The organism is Shinella sp. GW821-FHT10F02, assembly GCF_058809275.1.
In genome coordinates this window covers 835,635-851,534 of record NZ_JBXASL010000001.1, presented here as the reverse complement: position 1 = coordinate 851,534, position 15,900 = coordinate 835,635, and the positions used below count along the sequence as shown (strand labels likewise).

The following is a 15,900-nucleotide window of genomic DNA, read 5'->3' as shown; positions in this document are numbered from 1 at the left end:
CACCCGGCTACCTTTTTGCAAAACGAAACGGGTGAACTGGCCATGCTGACGGAACCATCACGACCAAAGATGACCTTCCCGCGATCGGTCGACGAAGCGCTGAACGATCTTGCCGCCGCCGGGCCTGACGCCATCCCCGTTGCCGGGGCCACCTGGGTGATGCGAAGCCCGCTGCGGCATGAAGCAATGGCGCCGGTCTATGTCGCCCTCTCCGGCATCGAGGGTTTTCAGCGCATTGACGTCACCGACGAAGCGGTATCGATCGGCCCGCTCGCGACCCATGATGCGCTGGCCCAAAAACTCCCGCCGACGGCGGATCTCAAGGCGCTCAAGCGGGCAAGCGCACGCTCCGCCAATCCCGGTGTCCGGCGGATTGCGACGATCGGCGGCAATATCTGCACCGCCGCCTTTGCCGCCTCCGACTTCGCGCCGGCCCTCTTGAGCCTCGACGCCCAGATCGAGGTGCGCGACAAGGCGGGGCTGGAATGGCTGCCGGTGCTGGCCTTTCTGGAAAGCCGGAAAAACCGTGAACGGCCCTGGCTCGTGACCCGCCTCATCGTGCCGCGAACCGCACGGTTGAGCGCCCATGAGCGTCTCCCGATGCGCAAGGCGGGAGACTATCCCTGCGCCATCGCCAGCGTCTCCGTAGCGGTCGACGACAAGGACAGGATTCGCGATGCGCGCATCGGCGTCGGCGCGGTGGAGGCCGCCCCTCGCCGCTGGCAAAACCTGGAGCAGGCGCTGGAAGGCCAGCCCGTGGACCCCGCGCTCGCGGAAACGGCGGCACGAGACCTCATTGCCGATTTCACCGGCCGCGATGCCGTCGATGCGCCCGGCTGGTATCGCACGAGCATCCTGCCCGTGCTCCTGCGCCGTGCCTTCGAAACCATCCGGGCCGATCACGAAACGAGGGCATCATGACCATCGAACTGACCATCAACGGAGAGGTGCGCACCGTTACGGCCGATCCCCGGACGACACTGCTGGATGTGCTGCGCGACAGCTGTCGCCTGACGGGCGCCAAGGCGGTCTGCCGCGAAGGCTTTTGCGGCGCCTGCACCGTCCTGGTCGATGGCGAGGCCGTTCCGTCCTGCCTCAGACCTATCGGCATGCTCGATGGCCGCAGCATCGTCACCATCGAGGGCCTCGCGCATTTCGAGACACCCAATCCGGTGCAGCAGGCCTTCATCGACCATGACGTGGTGCAATGCGGCATGTGTTTTCCCGGCATGGTGATGACGCTGACGGCGTTTATGGAAGCCAATCCCGCGCCCAGCCGGGGCGAGGTGAAGGCGGCGCTTTCGGGAAACATCTGTCGATGCACCGGCTACGAGCGCATCGTCGATGCCGTCCTGTCGATCCAGGACATGCGAAAGGTATCCGGCCGATGAACGCTGTGACCGATCTCGCCTCCGTGGTGATGGACCTGCCCCGGCGCGACGCGCAGGACAAGCTCACCGGCCGTACCCGCTACACGATCGACAATATCGGGCAGGACATGCTGCACGCCGTGCAGGTGCGCTCCGACATGGCATCCGCCCGCATTCTGGAGATCGACTGCTCGAAGGCGCTGGCAATGAAGGGCGTGCGGGCGATTGTGACATACGCGGATGCGCCGGGCCTGCATGGCATCGGCGTGGCCGACCATCCGCTGTTTGCAAGCGACCTCATCCGCTATCACGGCGAGCCGATTGCGGCGATTGCGGCGGACACGCTGGAGATCGCACAGGTAGCCGCGAGAGCCGTCGTGGTGAGGACCGAGTCCCTGCCCGCAGTTTTGACCATGGCCGAAGCCTTGGGCGAACACGCACCCCTCATCCACCCGGATTGGCAGCATTATGAGCTTTTAAAGGAGGGCGCGCCGCGCGCCGGCAACGTCGCCTGGGAAGCCCATGTCACGCGCGGGGATACGGACGCAGCCTTCGCCCGCCCGGACGTCACCGTCGTCGACGACTGTTTCCGCGTCGGCCGCCAGAGCCATGTGCCCTTCGAGCCGCGCTGCGCCATCGCCAGCTACGAAGACGGCCGGTTTCACATCCAGTGCTCGACGCAGGTGCCCTGGACGGTGCGCAACGTGACCGCCAAGGTGCTGGGCGTTGCCGCGTCGCGCGTCCGCGTCACGGTGCCGGCCGTCGGCGGCGGGTTCGGCCTGAAATTCGACTGCACCATCGAGCCGGTCGCCGCCCTCCTCGCGCGAAAAACCGGAAAAACCGTCTCGCTCTGCAATTCGCGGGAAGAAGAATTCCTCTCCTGCCTGTGCCGGGAGAATGCCGAGGTCCGCATCCGCTCCGCCGTGACGCCAGATGGAGAAATCGTCGGCCGGGAGGCGACGGTGCTGATGGATTGCGGCGCCTATGGCGGCGAGCAGATCTTCCTCTCCACCATGACCGCCCATACGCTAGGCGGCAACTACAAGCTTGGCGCGGTAAAACTCAACAGCCGCGCGGTCTATACCAACACGCCGCCGAACGGCGCCTTCCGTGCCTGCAACGGCGTCTACAACACCTTCTTCCTTGAGCGCCACACCGACAATATCTGCGCGGCGATCGGCATGGACCCCATGGAGTTCCGCAAGCAAAACGTGCTCGGCGATGGCGATATTGGCGCCACGGGACAGGTGTTTCAGGGCGACGTGCTGCGGCCCATGCTGGAGCGGATGGAGACGATCAGTGCCGGCGCGGACAGGCGGGAGGCGGCCGATGGCCGGCTCTATGGACGTGCCACCACGGTCGGCACCTGGTTCGTCTTCGTCGGCCCGTCGGCGGCAACCATCAACCTCAATGCGGATGGCTCGGCGACGCTCGTCACCTCCGGCGTCGAGATCGGCTCCGGCACGATGGTCCAGTCGCTGCCGCAGATCGTGGCGGGAATTCTGGGCATTCACCCAGCCGACGTGATCGTCAAGACCGCCGATACCGACGCTTCCGGCCGCGATCTCGGTGTCGGCGGCGGGCGCACCACGGTCTCCATCGGCTCCGCCAGCAAGATGGCCGCGGAGAAGATCCGCGAGCAGATCCTTGAGATCGCCTCCGAAATGCTGCAAACGCCGCCTTCAGGCCTGGCGCTCCGCGGCGGACGCGTCGAGATCGCCGGCCGTCCCGGCAGCGGCATGACGATCGCCGCGGTCGTCCAGCGCGCGGAAGAACTCTTCGGCCCCATGTCCGGCACCGGCAACTTCACAGCCCCCGGCGTGCCAGCCCTGCCGGGCTGCGCCGCAGGCCACTTCATCGATGCCATCGATATCCCGATCTTCACCGTGCACGACTGCGAGGTCGCCGTCGATCCGGATACGGGCCATGTCGACGTCCTGAGCTACCGGGTGGTTCAGGATGTCGGCGTCGCCATCAATCCGCGTGCGATCAGGAGCCAGATCCAGGGTGGCGTCACCCAGGGTCTCGGCTATGCGCTGCACGAACATATCACCATCGACGAGCACGGCTCCATGGAGCAATCGGGCTTCGAGCACTATCTCCTGCCGCTCGCGCAAGACGTGCTGCCGGTCGAGATCGTGCTGCACGAGGGCGCCCCGTCGATCGGCCCGCTGGGCGCCAAGGGTGCAGGCGAAATACCGATCCTGAATGTCGGCGCGACCATCGCCTGCGCCGTTGCGCGGGCAACGGGAAGGCCGGTGGCGGAGCTTCCCTTGACCCCGCCGCGGGTGCTGGAGTTGATGCAAGGCAACGCAAAAGCGCTGGATTTCGAGCACATCAGCCCGGTTTGGCACGCCAATCTGGCGCGGCGGTGAAGGAGCCGGCATCACATCCGCCGGCTCAGGGCCTCATGCTTGTTTGCGCTCTTTGATTTGAGCCTTGTCGGCCGAAGGCTCTTCCGTGTCCTCAAGGTCGCCCTTGGACACAGGGTCGAGCCGGTGCTTGATCGCCAGCGCATAGACGACCTGGAGGATATTGGCGTCTTTCAGGTCCGGGTCCGAAAGGGCGAGAAGCGAGGCCTTCACGATCTTCTTGCTGCTCGCATTGGGACAGTGGCTCGCCACATGCTTGAACAGCTCGTCACCCGACAAGCCCGTCTCCGCGCCCTCGATCAGGGCTTCGTAAATCCTGTTTATTTTGCCACTCACTAATTCATACTCCGTTAAATATTACAATTGTTACAACTGAATCCAGCAATTCCCTGTCATAATCAAGGAAGCAGCGGCCCGGTCTTCAGGAACAAATATCGATCCTGCGCGTTCGACCGCGTCGGGGTCGCGGCCTCACCCCTGCCCCTCGCGTCACACGCATTTGATTTGATCGGCCGATACTATGCCGATTGACTGGTTTGATTGCCTCTTCCGTCAGTCCCTTTCCATCGTCGACTGACGCCATACCTCTTTGAAATATGAGCCCCGCCCCGCGGCTCCCTGCTGGAAGGATGCATGGACATGGTGACCTTCACCCTCAATGGAAAACAACGCTCGTTCACCGGAGACCCCGACACGCCGCTGCTCTGGGTGATCCGCGATTTCGAGAAGCTGACCGGAACGAAATATGGCTGCGGCGTCGCGCAATGCGGCGCCTGTACGGTGCATCTGGACGGCATGACGCGCCGCTCCTGCATCACCCCGATCGCAACGATCGAAGGCTCCGACGTCGTAACGATCGAGGGCATTTCCGGCAAGGAGGCCGAGGCCATCCAGACCGCCTGGGCCGGGCTCGACGTACCGCAATGCGGCTACTGTCAATCCGGGCAGATCATGTCGGCGGTCGCCCTCCTACAGATGGTGCCGAAACCGAGCGACGACGAGATCGACGGCGCCATGACCGGGAACATCTGTCGATGTGCCACCTATCATCGCATTCGAGCGGCGATCCACGACGCTGCAGACGCGATGGAGGGTTGAGCCATGACCATCCATGACATCCCATCCACCCGCCGCGGTTTCCTCGCCGGCGTCGGCCTCGTCATCGGCGTGGCGATCGCGCCGAAGATCCTGCGGGCCTCGCCGACCGGCACGCCCGCCGGCGGAAGCCCGGAGCTTCTCCCCCTCAACGCCTTCGTGAAGATCGGCACGGACGATACCGTGACCATCCTGTCGAAGCATATCGAGTTCGGACAGGGACCCTTCACGGGGCTCGCCACGCTGGTGGCCGAGGAGCTCGATGCCGACTGGAGCCAGATGCGCGCGGTCCATTCGCCGACCGACAACAAGATCTATGCAAACCTCGCCTTCGGGCTGCAGGGCACCGGCGGATCGAGCTCGATCGCCAATGCCTATGAGCAGATGCGCAAGGCGGGCGCCACGGCGCGGGCAATGCTGGTTGCCGCGGCCGCGCAAGAATGGAACGTGCCGGCGACCGAGATCACGGTCGAAAAGGGCCGCATGCGGCACGCCGCATCCGGCAAGGAAAGCGGCTTTGGCGCCTTCGCGGAAAAGGCCAAGGGACAGGTGGTGCCGGAGGATCCGGCACTGAAGGAGCCCAAGGACTTCGTGCTGATCGGCACCGACCTGCCCAAACTCGACACCCGCGAGAAGATCAATGGCACGGCGATCTTCACGCTGGATATCACGCCGGACAACCTGCTGATCGCCGTGGTCGCCCACCCCAAGCATTTCGGCGCCACGGTAAAATCCTTCGATGACAGCGAGGCACGCAAGATCAAGGGCGTGGTCGATGTCAAGCAGATCCCGCAGGGGATTGCCGTCTACGCCGACAACACCTTCACCGCCCTGAAGGGCCGTGACGCGCTCAAAATCGAATGGGATCTCAGCAAGGCGGAAACCCGCTCCTCCAGCGAACTCGCCGCCGAATATGCCCGCCAGTTTGCCAAGCCCGGCATCGAGGCGACGAACACGGGCAATGTCGCGACGGCCTTCCAGCAGGAAGGGCTCCAGACCATCGAGGCGGACATCGTCTTTCCCTTCCTCGCGCATGCCCCGATGGAGCCGCTCGATGCGGTGTTCATCAAGGCGGCGGACGGTTCGGTCGATATCTATAACGGCGCGCAGTTTCCCGGCTTCGACCAGCAGGTGGCGGCCGAGATCCTCAAGCTCGACGAAACGAAGGTCCGCGTGAACACCCAGCTCGCCGGCGGCAGTTTCGGCCGCAAGGCGCAGTTCGGGTCGCCCTATATGCAGGAGGCGGCAATGGTCTATGCCGCGATCGGCGGCGACCGGCCGCTCAAGCATATGTGGACCCGCGAGGACGACATCCAGGGCGGCTTCTACCGCCCGATGTATGCCCACAGGATGCGCGGCGCGATCGACGCGGAGGGGCGGATCACCGCCTGGGAGCAGATCATCGTCGGCCAGTCGATCATGGCCAAGGCCGATCTCGATTCGACATCGGTCGAAGGGGCGTCCAACCTCCCCTACCAGATCCCCAACCTCAAGGTCACGTCGCACAACATCACGCTGCCGATACCGCCGCTCTGGTGGCGCTCGGTCGGCCATACCCATACCGGCTTTGCAGTGGAAACCTTCGTCGACGAATTGCTGACCCGCGTGGGCCGCGACCCGGTGGAAGGGCGGCTGGCGCTGCTCGACAAGGCGTCGCGTCATGCCGGCGTGCTGCGCAAGGCGGCGGAGATGGCGGATTGGGGGGCGACGCCGCCGGAGGGACGGGCGCGCGGTGTTGCGGTCGTCGAAAGCTTCGGTTCCTTCGTCGCCCAGGTGGCGGAAGTCTCGGTCGGCTCCGATGGCGCGCCGCGCGTGCACAAGGTCTGGTGCGCGGTCGATTGCGGCGTCGCGGTCAATCCCAACATCATCAAGGCGCAGATGGAGGGCGGCATCGGCTATGGTCTGGGCGCCGTGCTCTTCGATGCGGTCATGCTCGGCAAGGGCGGAAAGATCATGCAGTCGAACTTCCACGACTATCGGTCGATCCGGATCAACGAGATGCCCGATGTCGCGGTGGAGATCATCAAGTCGGCGGAAAGCCCGACCGGTGTCGGCGAACCCGGCGTTCCGCCCATAGGACCGGCGGTCGCCAATGCGTGGCGAAAACTGACGAACGCCCCTGTTCGCCAGCTTCCCATCGTCAGCCTTATTTCCTCGTGAGGGATACCGTCAGATGAAAATCAAGCTCCTGTTTTCGGGCGTTCTTGCGCACTGTCTCATCGTGGGCGCAGGCCTGGCGCTCGCCCCCGCCTCCGTTGCCCAGAACCCCAACGCCTTGCAGCCGGCGGAGACGTTCCAGTCGATTTCCGACGAACGCGCCCGCTCGATCGCCCTCTTCGAAGAGGCCGGCAAGGTCATCCAGCATCCACGATGCGTCAACTGTCATCCGGCGACGGACCGTCCCTTGCAGGATATGACGATGCATCCGCACCAGCCGCCGGTCTTCCGCGGCGATGGCGGCATGGGTCTCGTGGGCATGCAGTGCAACACCTGCCACAGCGCGGAGAACACGCCGGTCGTCGGCCAGGCCGATACGCTGAAGAGCATCCCCGGCAACCCCGCCTGGCATCTCGCACCCATTGAAATGGCCTGGGAGGGCAAGACGCTCCGCCAGATCTGCGAGCAGCTGAAGGACCCCAAACGCAACGGCGACAAGACCATGGCCGAGATGGTCGAACACATGGCCCATGACGACCTCGTCGGCTGGGGATGGGATCCGGGCGAAGGCCGCGAACCCGTGCCGGGCACACAAGAAGAGTTCGGCAAGATCATCCAGGCCTGGGTGGACACCGGCGCAGTCTGTCCGGCGTCCTGACGGAATCTGGACGTCTCAACAATGCGCACCGCATGGATCGAACGATCCGTGCGGTGCCCATTTGAGAGAAGAGTTGGCGTTCTCCTGTGCGAGACTGGAAACAGAACCAGCGGTGAATGCGACACCACCATCGTATAATGGAATAGTATGCGATCCGGGGCTAAGCTCACGCCTTTCGGAGGGCGAACGCGTCCCTCGGATTTGAACGCGAGAGCATGGAAGCATGGCAGGGCGTAACGGAGAGTTCAGGGAGCCACCACTTGATTACGTTGCGCGGATATCCCCATTCGTCGCGCCCTATGAGGGCGCAAAGGTCATCGGCTTGCAGAACAAGCGCTGGGGCGGCGTTGGCGTTCAGGTCAAGGAACAGCGTTTTTCCACACCGTTCCAGGTGGATCTGCGATCCGACTATGCAAGGTTCAGCGTCGTGCTCGACCTTGCGGGCGGCCAGCCGGAAGCACGGGATAACCGCGCCCGTCCCACCGCCCCGCGCGAAAACACCATCCACCAGATGAATTTTGCGCCCGCCGACTGCCCCGTCTGGGCGTGTTCCGAAAACACGCACTATCTACGTGCGCTTTCGCTCTATTTTAAAGTCGGCGACGTGGGACAACTCAGGGAGGACAATGTCAATCCCGACACATTGGTCGTTCCGCGGTTGATGTTCTTCGATGCCTCCCTGCTCCACATCGCACGTCTCCTGGAACTCGAATGCGGCTCAAATCACCCGGTTGATGACTTTTATGTCGAAACGCTGATCCTGACATTCCTTCTGCGCCTGTCCGGTCTGGAGCGAAACCGGCCGGAACGCCGTGCCCGTGGTGGACTGACGGCCAACCAGTTGCGCCAGGTCACGGAATACCTTTCGGAACATCTTCCGCAAGGCGCCAGCCTTTAGGAGCTTGCGAGCCTGACCGGCCTCTCCCGCTCCTATTTCTGCCGCGCGTTTCGGGAATCCACCGGCATGTCGGCCCATCAATGGCTGCTCCAGAAACGCATCCTGAAATCGAAAGAGTATTTGCTGGGCACCGATTTTTCGGTCGCGCAGATCGCGCTTGCGGTCGGCTTCTCCGATCAGGCGCATTTTACACGCATGTTCAATCGCAGCGTCGGCACAAGCCCCGCGACATGGCGCCGTGCCCGGGCGAACTGACCAACAATTCACGGCCACTCACGTTAATGTCACCGAGACAACGGGCCTGCGAGGAAACGAGCGAGAATGGAGACACCGTGCCGGACGTCTTGATCTTGCAGCCTTGCCCCGCTTAGTCTGTGCATCGCAGGTCTAACTATCCATCTTTGCTTGGGGTAGGCAATGCCAAGGTCGATGCCAACGACCGGGTGATCTACGACAACAAGACGGCGCCCTCTATTACGACGCCGACGGCTCCGGCGATGCTGCCTGGCAAAGCCAGCCGCTACCGCTTGACCGTCAGCCGCACGCTGCCGCGATTGTTGTCGTAGGTCTGCCAGGCGTCATTGGCGAAGGCGTAGAGATAGCCGCTCTTGTTCGGCGTGAAATCCTTGCCGGCGCCGATTTCGAACTCCTCGTGCGGCGCAAAGCTCAGCCGGTCCTCCGGCTTCTTGTCCGGCAGAACGACATTGGCGACCATGCCGATCAGCGAGAACCAGGGCGCGTCTTCCGCGCGCTTGGTGTACCAGAAATCCACCTGGTGATTACCGGTCAGCTTGGTGAAGAGCTGCTCACCCTTGCCGAAGATCGATGAGGCGATCTGGACGGCTTCGCCGAGGTGGAATTTGCCGTCATTGGTGCCGGAGGGCGGGCAGGTGATCTCGCCGTCCATCCATTCACCCTTGGCGGAAAACCGGTAGGTGACGCCGGCCTCCAGAAAAAGTCCGGTAAAGTTCCACCGCTCGCGCGCGAAAACGTCGACCGTCGCCTCCTGCCCCTTGTCGAGGCGCTTGGTCTTCCAGTAGTCGCCCTGTGTCAGCGGCGGGTTGTCGTGGCGATCGCGCGCGGAACGATGCAGCTCCGTGCTGCTTGCGGAGAAAAGCGGCACGCTGCGCGGCCGGGTCCGCAAGGTCTTGAACACGCCGGTCACCGAATCGTGCAGCAGGCCGAGCGGATCGGCGACGAGCTGCTGCTGGATGTTTTCGCGAAAATTCAGGCCGAGCGCCCTCACCTCCTCGATCATCCAGTCGAGCGCGCCATCGGAGAGACCGCTGCGGCCATAACCGCCCCCGACATCGGCATGCACGCCCGGAAACCAGATTTGCTGGACCGTCGGGCGATCCTCGACATTCGTCCAGAGCGTCGGCGTGAAGCTCTGGCGCCGCTCGTCGATGGCGATGGCGTGGCGGGCGTTCTTGACGACCGGGCTCAGCTCCGTGTCGTGAAAGCTGTGTTTGGCGGGGTCGTCCAGCAGGTTCAGCAGCGCCAGGTCGTCCGGCACGCCGAGCGCGCCGACCGTATCCCACACGCCGATGCAGTGGATCGGCATCGAGTGTTTGCATTTCTGTCCGCTCGCGACGCCATGGAACGGCAGGCGCTTCGTCGCGGTCACCGGCTTTGCTGTCTTTTCCGGCGTGCGATAATTCTCGAAAAGCGTCTCGATGGCGGCCCAGATCGCCTTTTCCTCCAGTCCCGCGGCCTTCAACAGGCCGCAGCGGGAGATCATGCCGCCGAGGCTGCGCACGGTATAGGCGCCGCGGCTGAAGCCGAAGAGCCAGATCTGTGCGCCGTCCTCGTAGTTGCGCGCCAGCCAGTTGTAGGCGCTCATGATGTTGCGATCGAGCCCCTCGCCCATGCCGCCGCCGGCAAGGCGATCCCACACACCGCCGTCGGTGCCGACGCCAGGGTGGTAGTAGGCCCGCTGTTCCCGGCCGGCCCCGTCCTTAGGTGCCAGCGCGTGGTGCAGTTTCACGACATTGGTCGGCGCCGGCAGTCCGTCTTCCAGTTGATCGGGCGTGTTCCAGGTTCCGTCGCAGAATACGATGAGGTGCATCTTCCCTTCCTCCCAGACGTTGCTGCCCGAAAGTATGCCGCCAAATCGGCGGAAGGAAAGAAGGCTTTACAATTTAAAGGCGATCCCTTTTAGATCTTGATGTCGTAGGTCACCCAGGCCGTCTTGCTCGCCACCCGGTCATAGACCCCGCGGCCGCGATAATTGTTCTCGGCGGTGATCCAGCGCACGACGGACCATCCTTCGCCTGCGGCAATCGAGCGGACGTTTTCGATCAGCGCGTCGGCGGCACCCGTCCCGCGGGCGGCGGGCGAGACGAACAGATCGTCGAGGAAACAGCCGATGGTGGCGGAGAGCGGCCGCGGAAACGGCCGGAAATGCGCAAGGCCTATCAGGGTGCCATCCGCGCGCGCGGCGACGAGGCCGCGCGGGTCCTTGCTTGCATCGTCCAGCCACGACCAAACCGTGTCGCGCATCTGCGCAGTCTGGGTGACGTTGTAGAAGGTCGCATAGCCCTGATAGAGCGCGTCCCATTGCGCACGATCGTCCAGGTGAAGCGCGCGAACCGTGATTTCGGACATTGAAGAACCTTTCCGGGGAAGTTGGCCGTTTCGGAAAGGTTAGCAGCGAAAGCCTCGCGCGTGCCACCGGGAAAGAATCCCATGAGGATTGAAATTGTCCTGCATTTGGCCGACAAGAATGCATGACAAAGTGGCGACCCGATACCGGCCAATTGCGGCGGCCCGTTTACATTTCCCTTGCAGACCAGTTTACGGCGGCCATCAAGAGCGGCCGGCTTGTGCATGAGGAAAAGCTGCCCGGCCACCGCGACCTCGCCTATGACCTGAAGGTCTCGATCCAGACGGTCAGCAAGGCCTATGACGTCCTGGCGCGGCGCGGGCTGGTCTCCGGCGAGGTCGGCCGTGGCACCTATGTGACGTCGACCGGCCCTTCCCTGCAATCTCCCTACATCGCCGAGCGCCTCGCCAATGTCATCGATCTTTCCATCGTCACGCCCGTCTGCACATCCTTGCATCTCGACCGGATGAAGGATGCCCTGCACCGGCTGGCGGACACGCTGCCGCCGGCCGCCGTGCTGTCGTTTCGGCCAAACACGATTTTCCCGCGGCACAACGAGGCGGCGGTCGCCTGGCTTTCCACGCTGGGCGTGAGCACGTCGCCGCAAAACCTTCTCGTCACGAACGGGGCCTCCTCCGCCTTTACCATCGCGCTGATGTCCGCCGCCGGACCCGGAACGGTGCTGGCGGCTGAAGAAATCTGCTACCATGTGATCCGCCCCCTGTCGGATTATCTGGGCATGCGCGTGCGCGCGATAGCCGCCGATGGGGACGGCATGTTGCCCGAGGCGCTCGAAGAGGCCTGCCTGCGGGACAAGGTGCGCGTTCTGGTTCTCCAGCCGAACCTCGCCAATCCGACCGCCACGCTGATGCCGGAAGCCCGGCGCCTGGCGCTTGCCGAGATGGCGCGCAAACACGACCTGACCATCATCGAAAACGATGTGTTCGGCCCGCTGATATCCAACCGGCCAAGGCCGATCGCGGCACTCGCTCCCGAACGCACCATCTACTTTACCGGCTTCACGAAGGTCGCCATGCCGGGATTGAGGATCGGCTATATCGCGGCGCCGGATCACTTTGCGGCCACCGTCGCCAACCGGCAACTGATGGCCAACTGGATGGCGACACCGATGATCGCCGAACTCGCCACGCTCTGGCTTGGCGACGGCACGATCGGCAAACTCGCCGATTGGCAGCGCGATGCCCTGCGTGCGCGCCACCGGATCGTCACGGACGCCTTGCAGGGCGCGCACTATCGCGCGCATCCTGAAGCGCTGCATGTCTGGCTGACGCTGCCGCCGGATCACGACGAACTGGCCTTCGTGTCGCAGGCCCGGGTTCGCGGCGTTGCGGTCGCCCCCAGCACGCCCTTCTCCCTTTCGGGATTGCCGGTGGGAGCCGTCCGGGTGTCGGTCGGCGCGACAGAGATGGACGAGCTTCGCGCAGGGCTCGATATCCTCGCCTCGCTCCTGCGTGCCGCGCCCGACCGGAGCGTGCTGACGATCTAGAAATTGACACGTATCTTTTTACCGATTGACGCACATCGCTTTCCATTGCTCAATGCCCGCAGAACCCACCGGAGCGGGCATGATCGAAGAGAGGCAGCATCAGTCGACTTTGGATGACCGCCCGACAGGAAAGCGGATCGGCCTCATCGCGCTTGCCACGGACCACACGGTGGAGGCGGATTTCTGGCGGCTTGTCGCGCGCGACGACATTGCCGTCCATGTGACGCGCGTCAGCTACGCCAACCCGACGACGCCGGAAAACCTGTTGGCCATGCAGCCGCACCTCACCGCCGCGGCCTCCCTCATCCTCCCCGATGAGGCGCTGGATGCGATCGTCTACGGCTGCACGTCCGCCTCGGTCATCATCGGCGAGCAGAAGATCGCGAAAGCCATCGGAGCCGGCAAACCGGGCGTACCCGTCGTCACGCCGGCCGGCGCCGCCGTTGCCGCGTTGCGCGCATTGCAGGCCAACCGTATCGCCATCCTCACGCCTTATGTGCGCAGGACGGCGGAGCCCATGCATGCCTTCTTCACGGCACAGGGATTTCAGGTCGATCGCCTCGCCTGCCTCGGCATGGAAGACGACCGCGCCATGGCGCGCCTGCCGCATGCCGAAATCGTCCGGCTCGCCATCGAGACGGTGAAGCCGGAGACGCAGGCGCTTTTCATCGCCTGCACGGCGCTGCGCGCCGCCGAATGCGTGCCGGAGATCGAGAGACGGACCGGCCTGCCGGTCGTCACCAGCAATCTCGCCGCCGCATGGGCGAGCCTCCGGCTGTGCGGCATCGCCGCCGATCCGCATTCCACCGCACGCCTGATGGCGCTTGCCGGCACACCCGACCTACCCGCCTAAGAACAGGATGAATTCTTATGATCCAACTGCCCTTCGCGCTCAGCGAATACAGGACCAGGCTCCAGGCCATCCGCGCAGAAATGGCGCGCCGCAATCTCGATCTGCTGATCGTGAACGACGTCGCCAACCAGCATTACATCACCGGCTATGACGGCTGGTCCTTCTATACGCCGCAGGTGGTGTTGGTCCCCCTCGTCGAGGAGGAGCCGGTCTGGATCGGCCGTGCCATGGATGCCGCGGGCGGCCTGCTCACCGCCTGGATGAAACCCGAAAACGTCGTCGGTTTCCCGGAAGATCATGTCCAGCGCGCCGACCGGCACCCGATGGACTGGATTGCCGAATGGATCAGCCGGAAAGGCTGGGGCCGCGGCACGATCGGCATCGAGCTCGAAGCCTATTATTATTCGCCCAAGGCCCATGCCCGCCTCACCGCGGGCCTGCCGAACGCGACATTCCAGGATGCGGACCTGCTGGTGAACTGGATCCGCAGCGTCAAATCGGAAGCCGAGATCGACTATCTCCGCAAGGCCTCGCGCCTCGCCGAAGCGGCCGTTACCGCCGCCTATGAGGTGATTGCGCCCGGTGTGCGCGAATGCGACGCGATCGCCAGAATCCAGGCGGCGCAGGTGGCGGGCTCCCCGGACTTCGCCGGCGACATCACCGCCCTGCCGCCCACCATCCTCGGCGGGGAGAACGCCTCGGCGCCGCATGTCATGTGGAGCGACCGCCGGTTCGGCGCAAACGAAACCGTGGCACTCGAACTTGCGGGCGTCGTGCGCCGCTATACCGCCGGCCTCGCGCGCACCATGCAGCTCGGCACCATGCCGACCAAGGTCGGCGATACGAGCAAGGCCGTGCTCGAAGGCATGGAGGCTGTGCTCGCGACCATCAGGCCGGGCATCACCGCGGAGGCGGTCGAGGCCAGCTGGCGCCAGGTCATCCAGCGCTACGGCCTGAAGAAGGAATCGCGCATCGGCTATTCGATCGGCGTCGCCTATCCGCCGGACTGGGGCGAGCACACGATCAGCCTGCGCCCCGGCGACAAGACCGTTTTGCAGCCCGGCAACGTGCTGCACTCCATCCTCGGCATGTGGATGGACGGCTGGGGCATCGAGGTCAGCGAAACGATCCTCGTCACGGAGAACGGCAACGAGACGCTGACCCGCTTCCCGCGAGACATCCATGTCAAATCCTGACATCGGTGCGGGCGGAATGGAGGCAGCACTTGAGCGCCGGATGATCGACATCCGGCGCCACCTGCACCGCAATCCGGAACTCTCGAACGAAGAGCGCGAGACGCAGGCCTACCTGAAGCAGGCCCTGGAAGAGGCGGGTCTGCGCGATATCCGACCCGTCGCCGGCTTCGGCCTCGCCGTCGATATCGTGGGCACGGCCGGGCCGTCCAACCGCAAGGTCGTCATCCGCGCCGATATCGACGCGCTGCCGATCACCGAGACATCCGGCGTGCCGTTCAGTTCCCAGCGCCCCGGCGTCATGCATGCCTGCGGACACGACGCCCATGCCGCGATGGGTTATGCCGCCGCGGTGCTGCTCGACCAGCAGAAACAATCGTTCAGCGGCACCGTGCGCATCATCTTCCAGCCGGCCGAAGAGGCCGAGCCGCTCGGCGGCCGGCGGGTGGTCGAGGAAGGGCTTCTCGACGACGTCGATGCGGCGATCGGCATCCATGTCGACCCCTATACCGCGACCGGCAGGATCGCGGTCGGCGCCGGACCCTACACGCTTGCCTGCGATATTTTCGACGTCGTCGTCACGGGCAATTCCGCCCATGCCGCAAAACCCTCCGAAGGTGTCGACGCCATCACTGTCGCCTGCTCGATGGTCACGGAATTGCAGAAGATCGTGGCGCGCGAGATCGATCCCTACGATCCGCTTGTCATCTCCGTCACGGGCATCGAAGGCGGCGGGGCCTATAATGTCATTGCGGCCGAAGCCCGGCTGAAGGGCACGATCCGCAGCGGACATGAGGAAACGCGCCAAAAGGCCTGGACCCGGCTGCGCCAGATCCTGGAAGGCGTGGCGGCAACCCATGGCGCCAGGGTCGACATCCACCTGCAACGCGGCGAGCCGCCGGTCGTCAACGCGCCGGAGATGGTCGAGGTCGTCCGGCGTGCCGGGAGCGAGATCGTCGGGCAGGAAAATGTGCTTGCCCTACCCGGCTGGACCGCGGCCGACGACTTCGCCTTCTACAGCGAAAAATGCCCGTCGGTCTATTTCCGCCTCGGCATTCGCAATGACGCGATCGACGCCGTCCACCCGTTGCATCACCCGAAATTCCGGGTCGATGAAGCCGCCCTGCCGCAGGGTGCCCTGGTGCTCAGCACCGCCGCCCGGACTTTCCTCCAGCCGCCCGAGTGACGGCCG

Annotated in this window: 15 protein-coding genes; 12 read left to right on the top strand and 3 right to left on the bottom strand. The window is 64.3% G+C overall.

Annotated features, from left to right (window positions below):
* The first annotated feature begins 69 nt into the window (after positions 1 to 69).
* Genes AC1RWL_RS03900 through AC1RWL_RS03890 form a run of 3 tightly spaced genes read left to right on the top strand, consistent with a single transcriptional unit; the run spans position 70 to position 3,745 of the window.
* Positions 70 to 921, top strand: coding sequence for an FAD binding domain-containing protein (locus AC1RWL_RS03900; protein WP_493093150.1), 852 nt, complete (start codon positions 70 to 72; stop codon positions 919 to 921).
* The gene (locus tag AC1RWL_RS03895; protein WP_493093151.1) at positions 918 to 1,391 is read left to right on the top strand and encodes a (2Fe-2S)-binding protein; all 474 of its coding nucleotides are present in this window, start codon (positions 918 to 920) and stop codon (positions 1,389 to 1,391) included. Before AC1RWL_RS03900 ends, AC1RWL_RS03895 begins: the two co-directional genes overlap by 4 nt.
* Positions 1,388 to 3,745, top strand: coding sequence for a xanthine dehydrogenase family protein molybdopterin-binding subunit (locus AC1RWL_RS03890; RefSeq protein ID WP_493093152.1), 2,358 nt, complete (start codon positions 1,388 to 1,390; stop codon positions 3,743 to 3,745). The genes AC1RWL_RS03895 and AC1RWL_RS03890 overlap by 4 nt, the downstream gene beginning before the upstream one ends.
* A 33-nt stretch (positions 3,746 to 3,778) precedes the next feature.
* Here AC1RWL_RS03890 and AC1RWL_RS03885 read toward each other — a convergent pair whose 3' ends face one another.
* Positions 3,779 to 4,078 carry a hypothetical protein gene (locus AC1RWL_RS03885; RefSeq protein ID WP_256114844.1) on the bottom strand — a complete coding sequence of 100 codons (300 nt, stop codon included), beginning with the start codon at positions 4,076 to 4,078 and terminating at the stop codon, positions 3,779 to 3,781.
* A gap of 303 nt (positions 4,079 to 4,381) precedes the next feature.
* Between AC1RWL_RS03885 and AC1RWL_RS03880 the strand changes: the two genes are divergently transcribed.
* The 5 genes from AC1RWL_RS03880 (at position 4,382) to AC1RWL_RS03860 (ending at position 8,805) form a co-directional block, all read left to right on the top strand.
* Positions 4,382 to 4,840 carry a (2Fe-2S)-binding protein gene (locus AC1RWL_RS03880; protein WP_493093838.1) on the top strand — a complete coding sequence of 153 codons (459 nt, stop codon included), beginning with the start codon at positions 4,382 to 4,384 and terminating at the stop codon, positions 4,838 to 4,840.
* A 3-nt stretch (positions 4,841 to 4,843) separates the two neighbouring features.
* A complete protein-coding gene (locus AC1RWL_RS03875; protein ID WP_493093153.1) occupies positions 4,844 to 6,997 on the top strand; it encodes a xanthine dehydrogenase family protein molybdopterin-binding subunit in 2,154 nt (717 codons plus the stop codon).
* Positions 6,998 to 7,010: 13 nt separating this feature from the next.
* Entirely contained in the window at positions 7,011 to 7,652 is a 642-nt protein-coding gene (locus AC1RWL_RS03870) for an Isoquinoline 1-oxidoreductase subunit (protein WP_256114847.1), read from the top strand.
* A gap of 223 nt (positions 7,653 to 7,875) precedes the next feature.
* A complete protein-coding gene (locus tag AC1RWL_RS03865) occupies positions 7,876 to 8,550 on the top strand; it encodes a hypothetical protein (protein ID WP_493093154.1) in 675 nt (224 codons plus the stop codon).
* A 12-nt stretch (positions 8,551 to 8,562) separates the two neighbouring features.
* Entirely contained in the window at positions 8,563 to 8,805 is a 243-nt protein-coding gene (locus AC1RWL_RS03860) for a helix-turn-helix domain-containing protein (protein WP_493093839.1), read from the top strand.
* Positions 8,806 to 9,070: 265 nt separating this feature from the next.
* Here AC1RWL_RS03860 and AC1RWL_RS03855 read toward each other — a convergent pair whose 3' ends face one another.
* Together AC1RWL_RS03855 and AC1RWL_RS03850 are read right to left on the bottom strand one after the other, a co-directional pair.
* Positions 9,071 to 10,618: a T6SS phospholipase effector Tle1-like catalytic domain-containing protein gene (locus AC1RWL_RS03855; RefSeq protein ID WP_493093155.1), complete on the bottom strand. Its 1,548-nt coding sequence runs from the start codon at positions 10,616 to 10,618 to the stop codon at positions 9,071 to 9,073.
* Positions 10,619 to 10,707: 89 nt separating this feature from the next.
* Positions 10,708 to 11,157, bottom strand: a complete 450-nt coding sequence (locus AC1RWL_RS03850) for a GNAT family N-acetyltransferase (RefSeq protein WP_493093156.1) — start codon at positions 11,155 to 11,157, stop codon at positions 10,708 to 10,710.
* Positions 11,158 to 11,279: 122 nt separating this feature from the next.
* Between AC1RWL_RS03850 and ehuR the strand changes: the two genes are divergently transcribed.
* From ehuR to AC1RWL_RS03830, 4 genes are all read left to right on the top strand, one after another.
* Positions 11,280 to 12,662, top strand: a complete 1,383-nt coding sequence (ehuR, locus tag AC1RWL_RS03845; protein WP_493093157.1) for a MocR-like ectoine utilization transcription factor EhuR — start codon at positions 11,280 to 11,282, stop codon at positions 12,660 to 12,662.
* 79 nt (positions 12,663 to 12,741) lie between these two features.
* Positions 12,742 to 13,515, top strand: a complete 774-nt coding sequence (gene eutA, locus AC1RWL_RS03840) for an ectoine utilization protein EutA (protein ID WP_493093158.1) — start codon at positions 12,742 to 12,744, stop codon at positions 13,513 to 13,515.
* 17 nt (positions 13,516 to 13,532) lie between these two features.
* Positions 13,533 to 14,711 carry a M24 family metallopeptidase gene (locus AC1RWL_RS03835; RefSeq protein WP_493093159.1) on the top strand — a complete coding sequence of 393 codons (1,179 nt, stop codon included), beginning with the start codon at positions 13,533 to 13,535 and terminating at the stop codon, positions 14,709 to 14,711.
* On the top strand, positions 14,698 to 15,894 hold the full coding sequence (locus tag AC1RWL_RS03830) for a M20 metallopeptidase family protein (protein ID WP_493093160.1): 1,197 nt from the start codon (positions 14,698 to 14,700) through the stop codon (positions 15,892 to 15,894). The genes AC1RWL_RS03835 and AC1RWL_RS03830 overlap by 14 nt, the downstream gene beginning before the upstream one ends.
* Positions 15,895 to 15,900 lie beyond the last annotated feature (6 nt).